Annotated in this window: 17 protein-coding genes and 4 tRNA genes; 10 read left to right on the plus strand and 11 right to left on the minus strand. The window is 68.1% G+C overall.

The window, feature by feature from the left end; translation table 11 throughout:
- The first annotated feature begins 69 nt into the window (after positions 1-69).
- Genes purS through purL form a run of 3 tightly spaced genes read left to right on the plus strand, consistent with a single transcriptional unit; the run spans position 70 to position 3,244 of the window.
- Positions 70-321, plus strand: a complete 252-nt coding sequence (purS, locus tag OHS16_RS16365) for a phosphoribosylformylglycinamidine synthase subunit PurS (protein ID WP_328537945.1) — start codon at positions 70-72, stop codon at positions 319-321.
- Positions 318-998: a phosphoribosylformylglycinamidine synthase subunit PurQ gene (gene purQ, locus OHS16_RS16370; RefSeq protein ID WP_328537946.1), complete on the plus strand. Its 681-nt coding sequence runs from the start codon at positions 318-320 to the stop codon at positions 996-998. Before purS ends, purQ begins: the two co-directional genes overlap by 4 nt.
- Complete coding sequence (purL, locus tag OHS16_RS16375; protein WP_328537947.1) at positions 995-3,244, plus strand: phosphoribosylformylglycinamidine synthase subunit PurL; 2,250 nt, start codon at positions 995-997, stop codon at positions 3,242-3,244. The genes purQ and purL overlap by 4 nt, the downstream gene beginning before the upstream one ends.
- Before the next feature lie 78 nt (positions 3,245-3,322).
- Here the strand turns inward: purL and OHS16_RS16380 are convergent, their stop codons facing one another.
- Both OHS16_RS16380 and OHS16_RS16385 read right to left on the minus strand, forming a co-directional pair.
- Positions 3,323-3,697, minus strand: coding sequence for a DUF805 domain-containing protein (locus OHS16_RS16380; RefSeq protein ID WP_328537948.1), 375 nt, complete (start codon positions 3,695-3,697; stop codon positions 3,323-3,325).
- Positions 3,698-3,977: 280 nt separating this feature from the next.
- Positions 3,978-4,265 (minus strand): hypothetical protein, encoded by a 288-nt coding sequence (locus OHS16_RS16385; RefSeq protein ID WP_328537949.1) that lies wholly within the window; start codon positions 4,263-4,265, stop codon positions 3,978-3,980.
- Positions 4,266-4,282: 17 nt separating this feature from the next.
- On the opposite strand from OHS16_RS16385, the gene OHS16_RS16390 reads away from it, so the two are divergent.
- The 4 genes from OHS16_RS16390 to purM all read left to right on the plus strand — a co-directional run bounded on the left by OHS16_RS16390 (position 4,283) and on the right by purM (position 8,789).
- Complete coding sequence (locus tag OHS16_RS16390) at positions 4,283-5,104, plus strand: maleylpyruvate isomerase family mycothiol-dependent enzyme (RefSeq protein WP_328537950.1); 822 nt, start codon at positions 4,283-4,285, stop codon at positions 5,102-5,104.
- A gap of 188 nt (positions 5,105-5,292) precedes the next feature.
- The gene (locus OHS16_RS16395; protein WP_328537951.1) at positions 5,293-6,063 is read left to right on the plus strand and encodes an META domain-containing protein; all 771 of its coding nucleotides are present in this window, start codon (positions 5,293-5,295) and stop codon (positions 6,061-6,063) included.
- A gap of 79 nt (positions 6,064-6,142) precedes the next feature.
- The gene (purF, locus tag OHS16_RS16400; RefSeq protein WP_328537952.1) at positions 6,143-7,669 is read left to right on the plus strand and encodes an amidophosphoribosyltransferase; all 1,527 of its coding nucleotides are present in this window, start codon (positions 6,143-6,145) and stop codon (positions 7,667-7,669) included.
- 49 nt (positions 7,670-7,718) lie between these two features.
- Positions 7,719-8,789: a phosphoribosylformylglycinamidine cyclo-ligase gene (gene purM / locus OHS16_RS16405; RefSeq protein ID WP_328537953.1), complete on the plus strand. Its 1,071-nt coding sequence runs from the start codon at positions 7,719-7,721 to the stop codon at positions 8,787-8,789.
- A gap of 125 nt (positions 8,790-8,914) precedes the next feature.
- Here the strand turns inward: purM and OHS16_RS16410 are convergent, their stop codons facing one another.
- Both OHS16_RS16410 and OHS16_RS16415 read right to left on the minus strand, forming a co-directional pair.
- Positions 8,915-9,166 (minus strand): DUF3073 domain-containing protein, encoded by a 252-nt coding sequence (locus OHS16_RS16410; protein WP_164263978.1) that lies wholly within the window; start codon positions 9,164-9,166, stop codon positions 8,915-8,917.
- A gap of 279 nt (positions 9,167-9,445) precedes the next feature.
- Positions 9,446-10,540 (minus strand): Leu/Phe/Val dehydrogenase, encoded by a 1,095-nt coding sequence (locus OHS16_RS16415; RefSeq protein ID WP_328537954.1) that lies wholly within the window; start codon positions 10,538-10,540, stop codon positions 9,446-9,448.
- A gap of 162 nt (positions 10,541-10,702) precedes the next feature.
- Here OHS16_RS16415 and OHS16_RS16420 point away from each other — a divergent pair, with 162 nt between their 5' ends.
- The gene (locus OHS16_RS16420) at positions 10,703-11,545 is read left to right on the plus strand and encodes a hypothetical protein (RefSeq protein ID WP_328537955.1); all 843 of its coding nucleotides are present in this window, start codon (positions 10,703-10,705) and stop codon (positions 11,543-11,545) included.
- A gap of 477 nt (positions 11,546-12,022) precedes the next feature.
- Positions 12,023-12,229 carry a developmental transcriptional regulator BldC gene (gene bldC, locus OHS16_RS16425; RefSeq protein ID WP_003949541.1) on the plus strand — a complete coding sequence of 69 codons (207 nt, stop codon included), beginning with the start codon at positions 12,023-12,025 and terminating at the stop codon, positions 12,227-12,229.
- Positions 12,230-12,738: 509 nt separating this feature from the next.
- Here bldC and OHS16_RS16430 read toward each other — a convergent pair.
- From OHS16_RS16430 to hrpA, 3 genes are all read right to left on the minus strand, one after another.
- On the minus strand, positions 12,739-12,912 hold the full coding sequence (locus OHS16_RS16430; protein WP_328537956.1) for a DUF6274 family protein: 174 nt from the start codon (positions 12,910-12,912) through the stop codon (positions 12,739-12,741).
- 126 nt (positions 12,913-13,038) lie between these two features.
- Positions 13,039-13,113: transfer RNA gene (locus OHS16_RS16435), tRNA-Asp, on the minus strand.
- An 84-nt stretch (positions 13,114-13,197) separates the two neighbouring features.
- Positions 13,198-17,127, minus strand: coding sequence for an ATP-dependent RNA helicase HrpA (gene hrpA, locus OHS16_RS16440; protein WP_328537957.1), 3,930 nt, complete (start codon positions 17,125-17,127; stop codon positions 13,198-13,200).
- Between the two features lie 113 nt (positions 17,128-17,240).
- On the opposite strand from hrpA, the gene OHS16_RS16445 reads away from it, so the two are divergent.
- A complete protein-coding gene (locus OHS16_RS16445; protein ID WP_328537958.1) occupies positions 17,241-18,275 on the plus strand; it encodes an ABC transporter permease in 1,035 nt (344 codons plus the stop codon).
- Positions 18,276-18,320: 45 nt separating this feature from the next.
- Here OHS16_RS16445 and OHS16_RS16450 read toward each other — a convergent pair.
- The 4 genes from OHS16_RS16450 to OHS16_RS16465 form a co-directional block, all read right to left on the minus strand.
- A tRNA-Phe gene (locus OHS16_RS16450) sits at positions 18,321-18,394 on the minus strand.
- 22 nt (positions 18,395-18,416) lie between these two features.
- Positions 18,417-18,491: transfer RNA gene (locus OHS16_RS16455), tRNA-Asp, on the minus strand.
- 39 nt (positions 18,492-18,530) lie between these two features.
- Positions 18,531-18,603, minus strand: a tRNA-Glu gene (locus OHS16_RS16460).
- Between the two features lie 80 nt (positions 18,604-18,683).
- Positions 18,684-20,249 carry a metallophosphoesterase family protein gene (locus OHS16_RS16465; protein WP_328537959.1) on the minus strand — a complete coding sequence of 522 codons (1,566 nt, stop codon included), beginning with the start codon at positions 20,247-20,249 and terminating at the stop codon, positions 18,684-18,686.
- Positions 20,250-20,260: the final 11 nt, after the last annotated feature.

Genomic DNA, 20,260 nt, shown 5'->3' on the forward strand with positions numbered 1-20,260 from the left:
CTACCCGCGTAGATTTTCCAGGCAGGTAGTCTGAGTGGACCGCCTTCGCACCACACACCGGGAGTGCCAGTGGCACGCGTCGTAGTCGACGTCATGCTCAAGCCGGAGATCCTCGACCCGCAGGGACAGGCGGTGCAGCGTGCACTGCCCCGTCTCGGCTTCGATGGAATCGCCGACGTACGTCAGGGAAAGCGTTTCGAGCTCGAGGTCGATGGGCCGGTCGATGACGCCGCCCTCGTCCGTATCAATGAGCTGGCCGAAACGTTCCTCGCCAACACCGTCATCGAGAACTTCACCGTGAAGGTGGAGGAGGAGAAGTGACTGCCCGTATCGGAGTCGTCACTTTTCCCGGCACCCTCGACGACCGGGACGCCCTGCGTGCCGTGCGCGTCGCGGGGGCCGAGCCGGTTTCGCTCTGGCATCGCGACAAGGGCCTCCAGCAGGTCGACGCGGTCGTCCTCGCCGGTGGTTTCTCCTACGGCGACTATCTGCGGGCCGGAGCCATCTCCCGCTTCTCGCCGGTGATGGCGACGATCATCGAGCAGGCGAAGGCCGGTCTGCCGGTTCTCGGTATCTGCAACGGTTTCCAGATCCTCACCGAGTCGCATTTGCTGCCGGGCGCGATGCTCCGCAACAACCATCTGCACTTCATCTGCCGCGACCAGAAGCTGCGCGTCGAGAATGCCGGGACCGCGTGGACCGCCGATTACTCGGCCGGCCAGGAGATCTCGGTACCTCTCAAGAACATCGACGGCCGGTACGTCGCCGACGAGTGTGTCCTCGACGAGCTCGAGGCCGAGGGCCGGGTGGCCTTCCGGTATCTCGACGGCAATCCGAACGGGTCGCTGCGCGACATCGCAGGCATCACCAACGCGGCAGGCAATGTCGTCGGTCTGATGCCGCACCCCGAGCACGCAGTCGAGCCGCTGATCGGTACGGGGCGTACCGACGGCCTCGGATTCTTCACCTCGATCCTGAAGAAGCTGGTCAACGCATGAGTCTCGACACCGTCAAGCACGCATCCCGGACGCCGGACGCCGAGCAGCCCTGGAAGGAACTCGGCCTCAAGGAGGACGAGTACACCAGGATCCGCGAGATCCTCGGCCGCCGTCCGACCGGAGCCGAGCTGGCCATGTACTCCGTGATGTGGTCCGAGCACTGCTCCTACAAGAGCAGCAAGGTGCACCTCAAGCAGTTCGGCGACAAGGTCCCCGAGAACGACGCGATGCTCGTCGGGATCGGTGAGAACGCCGGTGTGGTGGACGTCGGCCAGGGATATGCGGTCACCTTCAAGGTCGAGTCGCACAACCACCCCTCCTACATCGAGCCCTACCAGGGCGCGGCCACCGGCGTCGGCGGCATCGTCCGCGACATCCTCGCCATGGGCGCCCGTCCGGTCGCCGTGGTCGACCCGCTGCGCTTCGGCGCTGCCGACCACCCCGACACCAAGCGGGTGCTGCCGGGTGTCGTCGCGGGGATCGGCGGTTACGGAAACTGCCTGGGCCTGCCGAACATCGGCGGTGAGGTCGTCTTCGACGCCTGCTATCAGGGAAACCCGCTGGTCAACGCCGGCTGCATCGGCGTGATGAAGCACGAGGACATCCACCTCGCGAAGGCTTCGGGGACCGGCAACAAGGTCATCCTGTACGGGGCCCGCACCGGCGGTGACGGCATCGGCGGCGTCTCGGTCCTGGCATCCGAGACTTTCGATGCGACCGGCCCGGCCAAGCGTCCTGCCGTCCAGGTCGGTGACCCCTTCCAGGAGAAGCTGCTCATCGAGTGCACCCTGGAGATCTTCAGCGAGAAGCTGGTCGCGGGCATCCAGGACCTCGGCGGCGCGGGTCTCTCCTGTGCCACGAGCGAGCTGGCGAGCGCCGGCTCCGGCGGTATGCGCGTCGAGCTGGACACCGTTCCGCTCCGTGACTCCTCCCTCTCGCCCGAGGAGATCCTCATGAGCGAGTCGCAGGAGCGCATGTGCGCGATCGTCGAGCCCGGCAAGACCGAGCGCTTCCTGGAGATCTGCGAGAAGTGGGATGTCATCGCCACCGTGATCGGTGAGGTGACCGAGGGCTCGCAGCTGGAGATCTTCTGGCACGGTGAGCAGATCGTGGACGTACCGCCGCGGTCCGTGGCCCACGAGGGCCCGACGTACCACCGGCCGTTCGCCCGCCCCGACTGGCAGGACGCGCTGCAGGCCGACGACGCGGGCAGGCTTCCGCGCCCGGCCGATTCGGCCGAGCTGCGGGAGCAGGTGCTGAAGCTGGTCGCCTCGCCGAACCAGGCGTCGAAGGCATGGATCACCGACCAGTACGACCGTTTCGTGCAGGGCAACACGGTGCTCGCGATGCCCGAGGACGCGGGCATGGTCAGGATCGACGAGAAGTCGAACCTTGGTGTGACGATGGCGACGGACGGCAACGGCCGTTACGCCAAGCTCGACCCCTACACGGGTGCGCAGCTGGCCCTCGCCGAGGCGTACCGCAATGTCGCCACGACCGGCGCCAAGCCGCTGGCCATCTCCGACTGCCTGAACTTCGGTTCGCCCGAGGACCCGGCTGTGATGTGGCAGTTCGCGGAGGCCACCCGCGGTCTCGCGGACGGCTGCCTGGAGCTGGGCACCCCGGTCACCGGCGGCAATGTCTCGCTCTACAACCAGACAGGTGACACCGCGATCCACCCGACGCCGGTCGTGGCGGTCCTCGGCGTGATCGACGACGTCACCCGCCGTACGCCGATGGCCTTCGCCGAAGAGGGCCAGCTGCTCTACCTGCTCGGCGACACCCGCGAGGAGTTCGGCGGCTCGGCCTGGTCCCAGGTCGTCCACGACCACCTCGGCGGACTGCCGCCCAGGGTGGACCTGGGCCGCGAGAAGCTGCTCGCGGACATCCTGATCTCGGCGTCCCGCGACGGCATGGTCGATGCCGCGCACGACCTGTCCGACGGTGGTCTGATCCAGGCCGTCACCGAGTCCTGCCTGCGCGGCGGCAGGGGCGCACGGCTGGTCGTCCCGGACGGGCTGGACGCGTTCACCTTCCTGTTCTCCGAGTCCGCGGGCCGGGCCGTCGTCGCGATCCCGCGCAGTGAGGAGCTCCGCTTCAACGACATGTGCGGAGCCCGGGGGCTGCCGGTGACGCGTATCGGTGTGGTGGACGGCACGGACATCGAGGTCCAGGGCGAGTTCACCCTGCCGCTCGCCGAGCTGCGCGAGGCTCACGAGGCGACGATCCCGGCGCTGCTCGCCTGACGGGCCGGCACCGGAAAAAAGCGCCGGCGCCCGGGAGTTGGTCTCCCGGGCGCCGGCGCTTCGTGCTGGTGCGGCCCGTCAGTAGGCCGGAGTCTGTCCGTACGCAGGCACTGCCTTCGGGTCCGCGCCGTGCGCGTTGGGCTGGCGCTCACCCTCGGACGCGAGGAAGACGAGCAGAATGATGCCGCCCACGAACGGGACCAGGCTGATGAAGAACCACCAGCCGGACTTCCCGGTGTCGTGCAGCCGTCGCACCATCACGGCGAGGGTCGGCAGCAGCACCGCGAGGTAGTAGACGGCGACGAGCAGACCGTTGTGGAAGAGCACGAAGGACACGATCGCCACGACGATGACGGCGAGGATGTTGAACAGCGTGTACATCCAGTATTCCTGGCGCCGCGCGCGCCCGCTGAAGCCCGCGTAGTTCTTGAGCACATCGAGATACCAGTGCACTTTGGTCCCCCCAAAGACTGTGATGAGGCGTGCCCTCATGGAACCCCCCAGGACGCAGAATCTATGTGGCTTGAACTGAACGGGTCAAGTTTTTGTAAGGACGGCAGAGGTTCGGCCGAGGCCGGCGCCAACCCGGTCTCACCGGCGGGGACATGGGCCGGGCCGGAAGGGAGCCGGGTGGCCGTGGCAACAGCGGGACCCGTCACCCCGGACGCACACCGGAACACCATGTGCATCGATGAGGTGAACGCGTTCAGTGCCTGCAGATGGGCCTCACGGGTCAGTTGCGCGACGGCGCTGATGGTGCCGCCAGGGTCCCGCGCCGCGTACGCCCGGCCGAGTACCCAGCCGCGCACTGCCCCGCCGAGCCGCCGAGGGTCTCGGAGAAGCGGACTTTGTCGGTGGTGATGCCCAGTTGGCCCGGCATCATGGTGTCCCGCATCAACTGGCTGAGCTGACCGGCGAGCTGGCCGAAACCGGCACCCCTGAGCAGTACCGCCGCACGGTTCCCCCGGAGATCGGTGTTGCGCGCCGGCGGTGGGAAGAGCCGGGTGGCGCGGGTGGGCATCCGTCTACGCTCCACCCATGCCGCCCACCCGGAAACGCGCCCGCCGTTACGACCCCGCCGTCACCCGTGGCGCGGTCCTCGCCCAGTTCGACCACGTGCGGCAGGCGGTCGCCACCCTCACCCCCGACCGGCTCGCCCTGCCCACCCGGCTCGGCGACTGGACCGTACGGGAGCTGGCCGCCCATCTCACCATGGGCGTCGATGCCGTCAGCCGGCATCTCGACGAGGCGGCGCAGGACGGCGGAACACCGGCGGGGCCTGTGCCCGGCCTGCGGGAGATCACCCTGCTGGAATGGACGGCCGCCACCGCCCCGGCGGCCGGCCGCATCTCGGAGGACACCAAGGGCCTCGCGGCGAGCGCCGGTGCGCGGGAGCTCTTCGACCGAGCGGCGGCGCGTATCACCGAGCGGCTGCCCGGCGCGTCGGACGATCTGCTGCTTCCGGGGCGGGTGGGCGCCATGCGGCTCGGCGACTACCTGGTCACCCGCTGTGTGGAGCTGGTCGTGCACACCGACGACCTGAACCACGCCACCGGGCTCGAGGTGCCGTTCGACCGGCGGGCCCTCGCCGCCTGCACCCGGCTGCTGGCCGACGCGCTGGCGGTGAAGGCGCCGGGGGCGTCGACCGAGGTGCGGATTCCGCCGTATGCCGTCGTCCAGTGCATCGAGGGCCCCCGGCACACCCGGGGCACCCCGCCCAACGTCGTCGAGACCGATCCGCTCACCTGGATCCGCCTCGCCACCGGGCGTACCCGGTGGAGTGCGGCGGTGGAGGACGCACAGGTCGCGGCGAGCGGGGAGCGAGCCGATCTCTCGGATCTGCTGCCGGTCATGGGCTGACACCTGACGTGGCAGAAGCCGGTCATGGGCTGACACCGGACGCGACAGAGCCGGTCGGGAACCGGAAGCGGAACGCAGGGAAGCGCGGCCCGGAGGCGCGCACACGCGGGAACCGGAATCAGCGGAAACGGAATCCTGGGAACCGGACACCCCGCTCACCCCGTCCCAGCGCCATGCAGAAGCAACGCATGACCGTCGCCGCCCTGGCCGTCCTCGCCCTGGCCGCCTGCGGCGCGGAAAAAGGAACCCCCGGCTCCAGCAGCTCGGTCGTGCCGGATGTGCCGCTGTCCGGCACCGACTGGCGCGTCGACAGCGTGACCGTGGACGGAAAGCGGGTACCGGCCCCGCACGGCGCGGATGTCTCGTTCACGGGCGGCCGGGTGAGCGGCTCGTCCGGCTGCAACCACTTCAGCGCCCCGGCCTCGGTGAAGGGCGACACCCTCACCGTCGGTCACAGCACCTCCACCCTCATCGGCTGCCCGAAGAACATCCAGGAGTACGAGAGGGCGCTGCTCAGGACCGTCAGGGGCAAGCTCACCGCACAGCTCGACGACGGGAAGCTCACCCTGAGGGCACCGGACGGCGATCACGTCGTACTCGGTTCCCGGCCGGCCGCGCCGCTCACCGGCACCCGGTGGAAGGTGACCTCGCTCGTCGAAGGGGGCACCGCCTCGTCCCTCCCGCAGGGCACCGCGGGGAAAGCCCGTCTCACCTTCGGCAAGGACGGAACGGTCCGCGGGAACCTGGGCTGCAACCGGGTCAGCGGTATGGCAAAGGTCACGAAGGGGACGATCACCTTCGGGCACCTCACCACCACCCGGATGGCGTGCCGCGGCCCGGCCATGACCTTGGAGAGGCAGCTGCTCAAGCTGCTGCACGGGCCCGTCAGGTACGAAATCCAGCAGCGCGTGCTGACCCTCAGGACACCAGGCCGCAGTGGAATCGACGCCACCGCATAGCGGCGCGTATCGGTCACTACGGGCAGAGCGCCAGATCGCCAATTCGGACCAGTGGTCGATCTCGCCTACACTCGGTGGCGTGCCTCGTGGTGATGGACGACTCAACCACGACCTGCTCCCCGGAGAGAAGGGCCCCCAGGACGCTTGTGGCGTCTTCGGTGTCTGGGCTCCGGGTGAAGAGGTCGCCAAGCTCACCTATTTCGGACTGTATGCCCTGCAGCACCGTGGACAGGAGTCCGCGGGCATCGCAGTGAGCAATGGGTCCCAGATCCTGGTCTTCAAGGACATGGGTCTGGTCTCACAGGTCTTCGACGAAACCTCTCTCGGCTCCCTCCAGGGCCATATCGCGGTGGGTCATGCCCGCTACTCCACCACCGGAGCCTCGGTGTGGGAGAACGCGCAGCCGACCTTCCGTGCGACGGCCCACGGGTCGATCGCGCTCGGCCACAACGGCAACCTGGTCAATACGGCCCAGCTCGCCAAGATGGTCGCCGAGCTGCCGAAGGAGAACGGCCGTTCCACGCAGGTGGCGGCAACCAACGACACCGACCTGGTGACCGCGCTCCTGGCGGGCCAGAACGATGCCGACGGCAAGCCGCTGACCGTCGAGGAAGCCGCTGCCAAGATCCTCCCGGACGTGAAGGGAGCGTTCTCGCTCGTCTTCATGGACGAGAACACCCTGTACGCGGCCCGCGACATCCAGGGCATCCGTCCGCTGGTGCTCGGCCGCCTGGAGCGTGGCTGGGTGGTGGCATCGGAGTCCGCCGCTCTGGACATCTGCGGCGCCGCCTTCGTCCGCGAGGTCGAACCCGGCGAGCTGATCGCCATCGACGAGAACGGTCTCCGTACCTCGCGATTCGCGGACGCGAACCCCAAGGGTTGTGTCTTCGAGTACGTCTACCTGGCCCGCCCCGACACCGATATCGCGGGCCGGAACGTCTATCTCTCGCGTGTGGAGATGGGCCGGAAACTGGCCGCGGAAGCCCCGGCCGACGCCGATCTGGTGATAGCTACGCCCGAGTCCGGGACACCTGCCGCGATCGGTTACGCCGAGGCCAGCGGTATTCCCTACGGCTCGGGCCTGGTCAAGAACGCCTATGTCGGCCGGACCTTCATCCAGCCCTCCCAGACGATCCGCCAGCTCGGCATCAGGCTCAAGCTCAATCCGCTCAAGGAAGTCATCCGCGGCAAGCGCCTCGTGGTCGTCGACGACTCGATCGTCCGCGGCAACACCCAACGCGCGCTGGTCAAGATGCTCCGCGAGGCCGGTGCCGCGGAGATCCACATCCGGATCTCCTCCCCGCCGGTGAAGTGGCCGTGCTTCTTCGGCATCGACTTCGCGACGCGCGCGGAGCTGATCGCCAACGGCATGTCGGTCGACGAGATCGGCAAGTCGATGGGCGCGGACTCCCTCGCGTACATCTCCATCGACGGCATGATCGAGGCGACCACGATCGCCAAGCCGAAGCTCTGCCGCGCCTGCTTCGACGGCGAGTACCCGATGGATCTGCCCGACCCCGAACTGCTCGGCAAGCAGCTGCTGGAGACCGAGCTGGCCGCCGGACCGGCGAGCACCGCCGCTGCCGACGCGCTCCGTCGCCCGTAAACCCTGCAGTCCGCAAGCCCTGCAGTACGACACGAAAGTTCCCAGAGCCATGCCTCCTGAGACCAGTGGTGCCAGCTACGCAGCCGCAGGCGTCGACATCGAAGCCGGTGACCGAGCCGTAGAGCTGATGAAGGAGTGGGTGAAGAAGACGCAGCGCCCCGAGGTCCTCGGCGGCCTCGGTGGATTCGCCGGCCTCTTCGATGCCTCCGCGCTGAAGCGTTACGAGCGGCCGCTGCTCGCTTCGGCGACCGACGGTGTCGGTACGAAGGTGGACCTCGCCCGCAAGATGGGCGTCTACGACACGATCGGCCACGACCTGGTCGGCATGGTCGTCGACGACCTGGTCGTGTGCGGCGCCGAGCCGCTCTTCATGACCGACTACATCTGTGTCGGCAAGGTCTTCCCCGACCGCGTCGCCGCGATCGTGAAGGGCATCGCCGAAGGCTGTGTGCTGGCCGGCTGCGCGCTGGTCGGCGGCGAGACCGCCGAACACCCGGGGCTGCTCGGCGAGCACGACTTCGACGTGGCGGGCGCCGGTACCGGTGTGGTCGAGGCCGACCAGCTGCTGGGCGCGGACCGTATCCGCAAGGGCGACGCGGTCATCGCGATGGCCTCGTCGGGACTTCACTCCAACGGGTACTCACTGGTGCGCCATGTTGTCTTCGACCGGGCCGGCTGGGCGCTGGACCGGGAGATCGAGGAGTTCGGCAGGACCCTGGGGGAGGAGCTGCTGGAGCCCACCAGGATCTATTCGCTGGACTGCCTGGCGCTGACCCGTACGACCCAGGTGCACGGCTTCAGCCACATCACGGGCGGCGGACTGGCCAACAACCTCGCCCGGGTGATTCCGGACGGGCTGCACGCCACGGTCGACCGTTCGACCTGGACGCCAGGAGCGGTCTTCGAGGTCGTCGGCAAGGCCGGTGCGGTCGAGCGCCTGGAGCTGGAGAAGACACTGAACATGGGTGTCGGCATGATGGCCGTCGTCCCCGAGGAGTCGGTGGATGCGGCGCTGACCACACTCGCCGACCGGGGCATGGACGCCTGGGTGGCCGGGGAGATCACCGAGCGCGGCGCACACACCTCGGGCGCCGAGCTGACCGGGGACTACGCCAAGTAGGCGGAACGGGACAGCATGGGACCCGGCCCGGGGCGGTGGCCTCGGACCGGGTCGAATGACAGTGCTCAACGAAGAACCGAAAAATAATTCTTTGAGATGACTGCGCTTTTTGAGGTGTTCGTACGTCAAGCGCCGCGGCGCTGAGACGAAGGACCGGACTCGTCGTCCTCGTCCTGATCCTCGTTGTAACGATCCGCGTACTGTGCGTACGGGTCATCTTCCTCTTCGTCGTCCTCGAACGGCTCCGCGTTCGGTGGCTGACTCGTAGGAGATGCGCCCAGCTCATTGGCCAGACGTGACAGGTCCGTTCCGCCGCTGCTGTACTTCAGCTGGCGGGCGACCTTCGTCTGCTTGGCCTTTGCCCGGCCGCGCCCCATGGCTCGACCCCCTCGGTGACGGGGCTCGACGGCCCCAGAGTCTTGACACCCGTTCATGATTCGGAACGGACTCTCCGTAAAGAGTCCGGTCCGTAGGGCTTCAACGGTACCTGCTTCCGCGGCCATACGGTACGCCGCCCGCAGGAAGCGCCGCTTCACAGAACCGGCGAGGAGCCCCGTCCTCGCTGGTCAGCTGCGATTTTAGCCTCTTCTGGGCGTCCGACCCGCCGACGGGGGTGAGTCACGTCTCCCCGACAGCGGGTCAGTGGCCGTGCACGGTCAGTGGCTGCGGGCCTCGTCCATCCGCTGTTCGGCGATCCGGTCGGCCGCCGCAGCCGGCGGAATACCGTCAGCCTTTGCGCGAGCGAATATTGCCAGCGTGGTGTCGAAGATCCCGGCGGCCTTCGCCTTGCAGCGGTCGAAGTCGAATCCGTGCAGCTCGTCGGCGACCTGGATCACCCCGCCCGCGTTCACCACGTAGTCGGGCGCGTAGAGGATCCCGCGGTCCGCGAGGTCCTTCTCGACGCCCGGGTGCGCGAGCTGGTTGTTGGCGGCACCGCAGATCACCTTGGCGGTGAGCACCGGCACGGACGTGTCGTTCAGCGCGCCGCCCAGGGCACAGGGGGCGTAGATGTCGAGGCCGGGCACCCGGATCAGCGCCTCGGTGTCGGCGACCGCGGTCACCCGTCCCGGGTGGGTGCCGGTGACGCGGCGCACGGTCTCTTCCCGTACATCGGTGATCACGACATCGGCGCCGTCCGCCAGCAGGTGCTCGACCAGGTGGTGGCCGACCTTGCCGACACCCGCGATGCCGACCGTACGGCCGCGGAGCGTGGGGTCGCCCCACAGGTGCTGGGCGCTGGCCCGCATGCCCTGGAAGACGCCGAAGGCGGTGAGTACCGACGAGTCGCCGGCGCCGCCGTTCTCGGGGGAACGCCCGGTCGTCCACGCGCACTCACGCGCCACGACGTCCATGTCGGCGACATAGGTCCCGACATCGCAGGCGGTGACGTATCGGCCACCGAGCGAGGCGACGAAGCGGCCGTAGGCCAGCAGCAGCTCTTCGGTCTTGATCTTTTCGGGATCGCCGATGATCACGGCCTTGCCGCCGCCGTGGTCCAGACCGGCCATGGCGTTCTTGTACGACATGCCGCGGGCGAGGTTCAGCGCGTCTGCCACGGCTGCTTCCTCACTCGCATACGGATAGAAGCGCGTACCGCCGAGGGCCGGGCCCAGGGCGGTGGAGTGGATGGCGATCACGGCCTTGAGGCCGGAGGCGCGGTCCTGGCAGAGCACGACTTGCTCGTGTCCCCCCTGATCCGAGTGGAACAGGGTGTGCAGTACGTCGACAGGAGCGCCGGTCACATCGGTCACTGTGGTGACTCCCAAGTACGAAGCGGCGAATTTCGGTGGCCAGGCCTTCTTACGGGTGGAGAGGACCCGGTTGGCAGCAGATTAGGCCCTACGCACGCGTAGATCAGGTGCAGTGCTGAGGATCACCCCCTCCTGGAGCAGTGACATGGGACGATTCACCTCATGGCGGTGGTGTCCTCAGTGATCGTCCCCTATACGTCCTATCTGCGGGTCTATGAACCCCTGGCGGCTTTTCCGGAGTCCGAGCGCGACCACTGGGCCCGCTATGCGCGGCGCAGCGATCTGCCGACGGCGCAGGACGAACTCAGGCGGTCGCTGGCGGATCTGCTGCCGGTGCCACCGGTGGCCGTGCCGGTGCACGAGAGCGCCGATGCCTTCGTGGCCGAGCTGGACGGTGTCGTCTGCGTCTGCCCCTGGCGGACCAGGCTGCGGGGCTGGCTCGCCCTGGAGGAGCTTTCCGGGCAGTATCCGGAACCGGTGCTCGACGTGGTGCTGCCCCCTGTGGTGCGCCGGCAGGCCGCCGCCGACTACGAGCGCTGGCTGGAGCGCAATCCGGATGCCAGGCCCTGGATCAGGACGACCGTCTGGCATGTCCCCGTGCGCTGGTTCACACTCTTCGACGACGGGGAGCGGGAATTCACCGCGGCCGAGGACGGTGCCCCGCCGGTGCTGCGCTACCGGACTCCGATGGTGCAGGCCAGGCGCCGGCTGGCGCGCTCATTGAAGACGCTGAGGGAGCATTTCGAAGAGGGGACGCTCACCGAGGGCCTGGTGGACGTCGGCAAGTGGCTGGAGGAGTTCCATCCCAGGTCGCTGGTTGAGCTCGACTACGGCGGCCTCGTGCACGCCCTGAGCGAGGCGCAGTTGGCGGAGGACAGGTCGGCAGCGGATGTGGCGGCCGCGGTCGCCGCACTGCGGGCCGGAGACGGTGAGGCGGCGGACGCCGCGTACGAGCGGCTGGCCGACCGCTGGCGGGCGGTCCGGGAACGGCAGATCGCCAACTGACCCGCGGAGCCCGTCCGGGCGGGCTTCCGCACGGGGACCTACGTCCTGATCCGGGCCTTTGTGTCAAGCGTGACGGACCGCACTAACCCGGGCCTTGCGCCCATCCCCCATCCTCGTGTCAAAATAGGACAAGGAGTCCGGAGTGGGCTCCTTCCGTCCAAGTAAGGGCGGATTACTCGGCATTGCACTCTTTGGGGGGTCTGATGACTCCTGATCACCATGTGACTGATCGTTACTGTGGTGTGACTGTCCGCTATGGCATGGTCCATCGGCCTTCCGCCACTGATGAGCACCTGAGAGGGCAATTCCATCGGTTTGGCCGACGTGGCTGGACGGATGGTGTAGTTGTAGTGCCGAAGACAAGCCGTTCGTCCTATAACCGACTCGACTCGCGTGCTCCATTTCGGGCAACGCGGGTCAAGGTGCAGAATTTAGAGGAATGAACCGAGATGGATCGGTTCTCCGAGGAGGCCGCTCATGACCGCTCGCACCCCTGATGCCGAGCCGCTGCTGACCCCGGCTGAGGTTGCCACGATGTTCCGCGTGGACCCGAAGACGGTCACCCGCTGGGCAAAGGCGGGCAAGCTCACGTCCATTCGAACGCTGGGTGGACATCGCCGGTACCGCGAGGCAGAGGTCCGTGCACTGCTCGCGGGTATTCCGCAGCAGCGCAGCGAGGCCTGAACACCCCGATAAATCGGGCGTTTCCGGGCCCCCCAACCTGATTCGCCCTGTTACTGCTCCACATGACGGCTGTCCGCCCCAACGGACATCGGTCTTGACCGCGCTGGACTCCGCCGGGTCCAGCGCGGTTTTTTTGTGCCACGCCCCGTACGGCTCGCCGCACGGCCGGTGGTGCGGCGTCCCGCTCGGCGCCGCCCCCGGCCCGCCGGGCCCCGCCTGAGGGCCGCTGAAGCCTTGTGGGAGGCGGGGGTAAGGCCTTACCGGAGTCGCCTCCGAAGCCTCGCCGGCAGGGGTCGCCGCGGCTCCTCCGCGGCCCTGTGGGGGCCCCGGTTCCGTCGGTCCTGAGGCCTCGCACGGGAGTGCAATTGCACATATTAAATTGGCTTGTTGTAGGGCGGGGTTAAGTTCGCCCGTTGTAAAAACTCATTCAGTGACTCCCGTCACATGGCGTACCTCTTGCCAAACCCTCGACCCGCCCTGGTAGTGGGCGCGTTGGGCGGCTATGGGCGTCATGCGTCCGGAGGGGTGTCACGCTCGGGGCCCGAGGACTCCATCGCGAGCCGCAGCAGCCGGTGGCAGACCTGGCAGTGCCGGGTGAGGTGGCGGTAGCCCACAGCGGCCGCCAGATGGGCGCGGAGCAGAGCCCGGGTCTCATGTCGTGCCCGTTTCGCCGTCGCCGCCATACGCCGCCTCCCGTCACGTCCCCTGTTGTCTGGGGTACTCCGCGGCGGAAGGTGCAGTCAAGACCCCGGTGGGCGGCCGGCACGCAGGAAAGCCCGCATCCAAGGGATGCGGGCTTTCCTCTGCTGCGGTCCTGACGGGATTTGAACCCGCGGCCTCCACCTTGACAGGGTGGCGAGCACTCCAAACTGCTCCACAGGACCAGGTTTCGCAGCCCGATGTGCGTTGGCTGCGAGACAAGACTGTACAGCAGGCCGGGGCCCTGGTCGAACCGGATACCGGACCCGTCAGCGGGCCGCTGCCGCCGCCGCGTCGATCGCCTTGACGATGCGTTTGTCCGACACCGTCATGGCGGTCCCGAGGGCGTGGGCGAAGTAGCTCACCCGCAGTTCCTCGATCATCCAGCGGATGTCGGTGACCTCCTGCGGCACGGGCCGGCCCGGAGGCAGTTGCTCCAGCAGCCAGGCGTACTCGTCCTGCATCTCGTGGACCTTCTCCATGCGGGTGGTGTCCCGCTGGACGGCCGTCGGCATCTGCTGGAGCCGGCGGTCGGCCGCCACCATGTACCGCATCAGGTCGGGCAGTCTGCGCAGCCCGGTCGCGGTGATGAAGCCCGGCGTGATGAGCGTCGCGAGCTGCTTGCGCACGTCGGTGAGGTTGGCGGCGAGCACCAGGCTGGTGGTGGCCTTCAGCCGGCGCTCACAGGCTTGCCATGCGGCCAGGATCTGCTGCACCTGGTCGACCGTCCTGATGGTGGTCTCGACGAGGTCGGCGCGGACCTTCTCGTACAGCTTGCGGAAGGACTCCTCGTCCCAGGCGGGGCCGCCGTGGTCGGCGATCAGCCGGTCGGCGGCCGCGTTCGCGCAGTCCTCGAAGAGTGCCTGGATCGAGCCGTGCGGATTACGGGAGAGGGCCAGCTTCTGCTGATTGCTCAGCCGGTCCGATGCGAACTTGGCAGGATTCACCGGGATGTTGAGCATGATCAGCCTGCGGGTGCCCCGCCACATCGACCGGAGCTGTTCGGACTCGGTGTCGAAGAGCCGTACCGAGACGCTGCTGCCCTCGTCCACCAGAGCCGGGTAGGCCCGGACCGGCTGACCGGAACGTTTGGTCTCGAACACCTTCGACAGGGTGCCCAGGGTCCATTCCTTCAGGCCGGTGCGCTCGATGGACTCGCCGGTGGGGCCGGCCGTCGCCGCGGCGGCCTTGGAGATCGCCTGGCGGGCCTTGGGGCGCAACCTGATCTTGAGGGCTTCCAGGTCCTTGTCCTCGGCGATGTTGCGGCGCCGCTCGTCGACGATCCGGAAGGTGATCTTCAAGTGGTCCGGGATCCGGGAGAGGTCGAAATCCTCCTCGGCGACCGGCACTCCGACCATCCGCTGCAGTTCTCGTGCCAGCGTCAGCGGAAGCGGCTCCTGCCGGGGAACCGCACGGTCCAGGAAGGCCGTTGCGTAGTTCGGCGCCGGGACGTAGTGCCGGCGGACCGGCTTGGGCAGCGAGCGGATCAGCTCGGTGACCACTTCCTCCCGCAGCCCGGGAATCTGCCAGTCGAAGCCCTCGGACGTGACCTGGTTGAGCACCTGGAGGGGGATGTGGACGGTGACACCGTCGGCGTCGGCGCCCGGCTCGAACTGGTAGGTCACCCGGAACTTGAGCTTCTGCTGCCGCCAGGAGTCCGGATAGTCGTCCTTGGTGACCGAGCCCGCCTTCTCGGTGATGAGCATCGAACGCTCGAAGTCGAGCGCCTCGGGCTCCTCGCGCTGCCGCTTCTTCCACCAGGAGTCGAAGTGGGCGCCGGAGACGACATCGCCGGGAATGCGCTCGTCGTAGAAGTCGAAGAGAGTCTCGTCGTCCACCAGGATGTCGCGGCGCCTGGCGCGGTGCTCCAGCTCCTCGACCTCGGCGAGCAGCTTGCGGTTGTCCGCGAAGAACTTGTGGTGCGTACGCCAGTCGCCCTCGACCAGGGCGTTCCTGATGAAGAGCTCACGGCTGGTCTCCGGGTCGATCCGGCCGTAGTTGATCTTCCGCTGGGCGACGATCGGCACACCGTAGAGCGTCACCCGCTCGTACGCCATCACGGCAGCCTGGTCCTTCTCCCAGTGCGGCTCGCTGTAGGTGCGCTTCAGCAGATGCTGGGCGACCGGCTCGATCCACTCGGGCTCGATCTTCGCGTTGACCCTGGCCCAGAGCCGGGAGGTCTCCACCAGTTCGGCGGACATGATGAAACGCGGCTGCTTCTTGAAGAGGGCGGAACCCGGGAAGATCGCGAACTTGGCGCTGCGGGCGCCCAGATACTCGTTCTTCTCGGTGTCCTTGAGGCCGATGTGCGAGAGCAGACCGGCCAGCAGTGAGGTGTGCACGGACTGTTCGGGCGCGTCCTGCTCGTTCAGGCGCACGCCCATGGTCCTGGCAACCGAACGCAGCTGCGCGTAGATGTCCTGCCACTCGCGGATCCGCAGGAAGTTCAGGTACTCCTGCTTGCACATCCGGCGGAAGCTCGAGGAGCCGCGCTCCTTCTGCTGTTCCTGGACGTAGCGCCAGAGGTTGAGGAAGGCGAGGAAGTCGGAGGTCTCGTCCTTGAACCTGGCGTGCTGCTGGTCCGCCTGCTGTTGCTTCTCGGCCGGCCGCTCGCGCGGGTCCTGGATGGAGAGGGCGGCGGCGATCACCATGACCTCGCGCACACAGCCGTTGCGGTCGGCCTCCAGGACCATCCGGGCGAGCCGCGGGTCGACGGGCAGCTGGCTGAGTTTGCGGCCCTCCGGGGTGAGCCGGCGCTTGGGGTCCTTCTCCTTGGGGTCCAGCGCCCCGAGTTCCTGGAGCAGCTGGACGCCGTCGCGGATGTTCCGGTGGTCCGGCGCGTCGATGAAGGGGAACTTCTCGATGTCGCCCAGCCCGGCCGCCGACATCTGGAGGATGACGGACGCCAGATTGGTCCTGAGGATCTCCGGGTCGGTGAACTCCGGGCGGGTGAGGAAGTCGTCCTCGGAGTACAGCCGGATGCAGATGCCGTCCGAGGTGCGGCCGCAACGGCCTTTGCGCTGGTTGGCGCTGGCCTGCGAGATCCGCTCGATGGGCAGCCGCTGCACCTTGGTCCGGTGGCTGTAGCGGGAGATGCGCGCGGTGCCCGGGTCGATCACGTACTTGATGCCGGGGACGGTCAGCGAGGTCTCCGCGACGTTGGTGGCCAGCACCACCCGTCTCCCCGCGTGCTGCTGGAACACCCGGTGCTGCTCTGCGTGCGAGAGCCGGGCGTACAGGGGGAGCACCTCGGTGTGCCGCAGGTTCCGCTTGTTCAGCGCGTCGGCGGTGTCACGGATCTCGCGCTCGCCGGAGAGGAAGACCAGCACATCTCCCGGGCCCTCGCCCTGGAGTTCGTCCACCGCCTCGCAGATCGCGGTGATCTGGTCGCGGTCGCCGTCCTCGCCCTCGTCCTCGAGGAGCGGTCGGTAACGGACGTCGACCGGGTACGTGCGCCCGCTGACCTCCACGATCGGCGCCTCGCCGAAGTGCTGGGAAAACCGCTCGGGGTCGATGGTCGCCGAGGTGATGACGACCTTCAGGTCCGGCCGCTTCGGCAGCAGCTGGGCCAGATAGCCGAGCAGGAAGTCGATGTTCAGGGACCGCTCGTGGGCCTCGTCGATGATGATCGTGTCGTAGGCGCGCAGCTCACGGTCGGTCTGGATCTCCGCGAGCAGAATGCCGTCCGTCATCAGCTTGACGAAGGTGGCGTCCTGGTTGACCTGGTCGGTGAAGCGGACCTTCCAGCCGACCGCTTCGCCGAGCGGTGTCCCCATCTCGTCGGCGATGCGTTCCGCGACCGTGCGGGCGGCGATCCGCCGGGGCTGGGTGTGCCCGATCATGCCCCGGACCCCACGCCCCAGCTCCAGGCAGATCTTCGGGATCTGGGTGGTCTTTCCCGATCCGGTCTCACCGGCGACGATCACCACCTGGTGATGGCGTATCGCTTCCGCGATCTCGTCCTTCTTCTGGCTGACCGGCAGCTGTTCGGGATAGCTGACCGGTGGCACCCGGGAGGCCCGCAGCGCGATCCGCTCCGCCGACTTCCCCGCATCGGCGGCGAGCTCGTCCAGCACGGCCTGCCGGGCCTCCGGCTTACGGATACGCCGGGCGCCCTCGAGACGCCGGCCGAGCCGGTGCGCATCGCGCAGCGACAGTTCGTTGAGCGTGGCCTGTAGATCGGCGAAGGAAGTAGACATACCTCACCCAGGATCTCACCCGGCGGAACGGACTGGCGAACGGATTTGCCCGCGCCAGCATATGCTCCACTTCGATCCTGTATGTCTTATGTATCTGGTTTAGCGTGATTTTCATGGCCGACCCGATGGAACAGCACGGCGCCCGAGCCGGGCGCCCGAGCCGCCGTGATCACTGGACGGCCTTCCGGCAGTCGCCCTTTCTGCCGGCGAGCGTGCTGCTGGTCATCCTGTCGGCCGCCGCCGCGCTCTTCGCCGGTTCGTACACCTACTTCATGGCGAACCCCACACCGCACCGCATTCCGACGGCCGTCGTCGGTGACTACGGCTCTCCGGTGGGGCGGCGGTTCATCGGGGGAATGGAGCAGGCCCTCGACGCGTCGCTGAAACTGCACACCTATGTATCGGCCGCCGCTGCCCGGCAGGGTGTGGACGAGCAGAAGGTCTTCGCCATCGTGGAAGTGGCGGGCGGCCGGGTCCGGCTGGACGTGTCCGGTGCCTCCGGTGCGACGGTGGCGCAGGTGATCGCGGAGGCCGGGCCGAAGGTCGGCAGGGCGACCGGTGTCCCGGTCCGGGTCAGGGACATCAAACCGCTTCAGCCGGGCGACCCGCGCGGGCTGGCGCTCTTCTACATCTCGCTGGCCGCGGTGATCATCGGGTTCGTCGGAGCGATCCAGCTCTCGGTACATGCCCGGGCCCTCAACCCGGCGGAACGCATTGCCTTCACGGTGGCCTATGCGCTGCTCGGCGGGTTCGCCATCGCCGCGGTGGTGGACTGGGGGCTGGGTGCGCTCCGCCTGCCGTTCGTCCAGTCCTGGATGATCCTGGCGCTGACCATGTTCACCTCCGGCATGGTCTTCACCATGTTCAACACCCTGATCGGCCGCTGGGCGATGATTCCCACCTGGGGCCTGATGGTGCTGCTCGGCAACCCGTCGTCGGGCGGCGCGGTGTCCTGGCCGCTGCTGCCGTCCACGCTGGGGCACATCGGCCAGTGGCTGCCGCCCGGCGCATCGGTCAACGCGCAGCACACCGCCATGTACTTCGGAGGCCATCAGCACCTGTTCCCGTACCTGGTGCTGGGGACCTGGGCGCTGGTGTCCTGCGCGGTCTTCTGGATCTGGCGCCACCGGCATCCGGGCGGGCGATGACCTGCGCGAAAGGCCCCGACCGAGGTCGGGGCCTTTTCGATGAAGTGGCTGGGGCCGGGATCGAACCGGCGACCTATCGCTTTTCAGGCGATCGCTCGTACCAACTGAGCTACCCAGCCACGCAACCTCTGACGGCTGCAGCGGTCCTGACGGGATTTGAACCCGCGGCCTCCACCTTGACAGGGTGGCGAGCACTCCAAACTGCTCCACAGGACCAAGCAATGTGCGAAGACCAGCTTCGCACACAGTACGGCGTGCCCCCAACGGGATTCGAACCCGTGCTACCGCCTTGAAAGGGCGGCGTCCTGGGCCACTAGACGATGAGGGCTAAAGGCCCGCCTGGGCGCTTTGCAGCGCGTCGGGGACGTGAGAAGCATATGGGATGCCGGGACGGTTCGCCAAAACGGTTTACGGGGTCCGGGACGAGGGGTGTTCCGAGGGGGCCGGCGACGGCGTCGCGCCCGGCAGGTTGTCGCTCGGCAGATGGCGGCTGACCTCGGCCGTCGTCAGGCCGAGACCGCCCAGGGTGATCTCGTCCCAGGCCTGCAGACGGCGGGTCGCCCGGTCCAGATAGAGCACCGAGGCGAGCACCTTCTCCGGGTGTTTGTTCTGGACGGCACGCAGACCGCCACCGCCCGTCGAGCCCTCCACCTTCAACCGGGTGCCGAGCTCCAGAACCTGGTTCTCGCGGTGGTGCACGTGCCCGGCGAGCACCAGCGGGACCGTGCCGTCCGTCTGGCGCGCGGCCTCGGGCTCGTGCGCGACCGCGATGTCGACCGGGGTGCCGGCCCTGGCCTGGTCGCGGATGGCGGTGGCGAGCCGGAGGCCCGCCATGCGCTCCACGGCGTTGCCGCCCGGCACGACGGAACGGTCCGGGGTGAACTGCGGGTCACCGGTCCCCGCGATCCGCAGCCCGCCGACGGTGACGGCGCTGCCCTCGTCGAGTACATGCGCGTTCCTGAGATGCCGCAGGTACTTCTGGGTGGTGGCCGAGTCGTGGTTGCCGCGGACCCAGACATAGGGCGCGCCCAGATCCCTGACCGGGTCGAGGAACTGGTTCTCCGCCGCGCTCCCGTGGTCCATGGTGTCGCCGGAATCGATGATCACGTCGATCCGGTACTGCTTCACCAGCGAGGCGATGATCTGCCAGGACGCCGGGTTGAGATGGATGTCCGAGACGTGCAGCACCCGGATCGTGCCGGGGTCGGGCTGATACGCCGGAAGCGTCGATGTGGCGTCGTACAGCTTGGTCACGTTGGTGACCAGGCGCGCCAGCTCCTCCTGGTAGGCGTTGAAGTCGGTGACGATCGAGCGGGCGTTGCCCACCACCTGGGGGGCGGATGAGAGCAGCCCGGAGAACTTCGGCTCCAGGACCGACTTGGGATTCCAGGTCGCGTACGCGGTGAGTCCCGACGCCGTCAGCAGGGCGAGCGCGAGTCCGCCGGCCAGCAGTGCGGAGCGTGGCCTCCGGTAGACGACCAGGCCGAGCGCGGTGGCCCCGACGACCACGGCCGCGCAGGAACGCAGGGCCAGATCGAGGGTGCCCCGCTCGACGTCGTGGGCGATCTCGGACTGCAGGCCGGAGATCCGTTCGGGGTGTTCGACGAGATCCTGGGAGCGTGCCGGGTCCAGGCGGTCGACATCGACGTCCAGGCGAATGGGCGCGGTGTGCGAATCGAGTTCCAGGGCGCCCAGCGGAGAGACATTGATCTTGGTGCCGCCGGTCAGCGAGGGCCGCAGGGTCATCGTGGTGTCCATCGGCCCGACCGCCGTACGGACGTTGCCGACGACCAGCAGGCCGAGCCAGGCGCCGAACAGGACCACCGCCACCAGGCCCAGAGCGCGGGCCCAGGGGCGCGGGGCGCGGACCGGCGAGAGCGTCGACGGGGCGGGGCGGGACGGTCGCCGGATGTGGGGTCGCCGGATGTGCAGTCGGAGCGCGCGGAGTTGCCGGAACGGTTCGGCGGCTGCCATTTGTGCCGTAT

Origin of the sequence: Streptomyces sp. NBC_00344, from assembly GCF_036088315.1 — a bacterium.
In the GTDB taxonomy this organism is placed as follows: domain Bacteria; phylum Actinomycetota; class Actinomycetes; order Streptomycetales; family Streptomycetaceae; genus Streptomyces.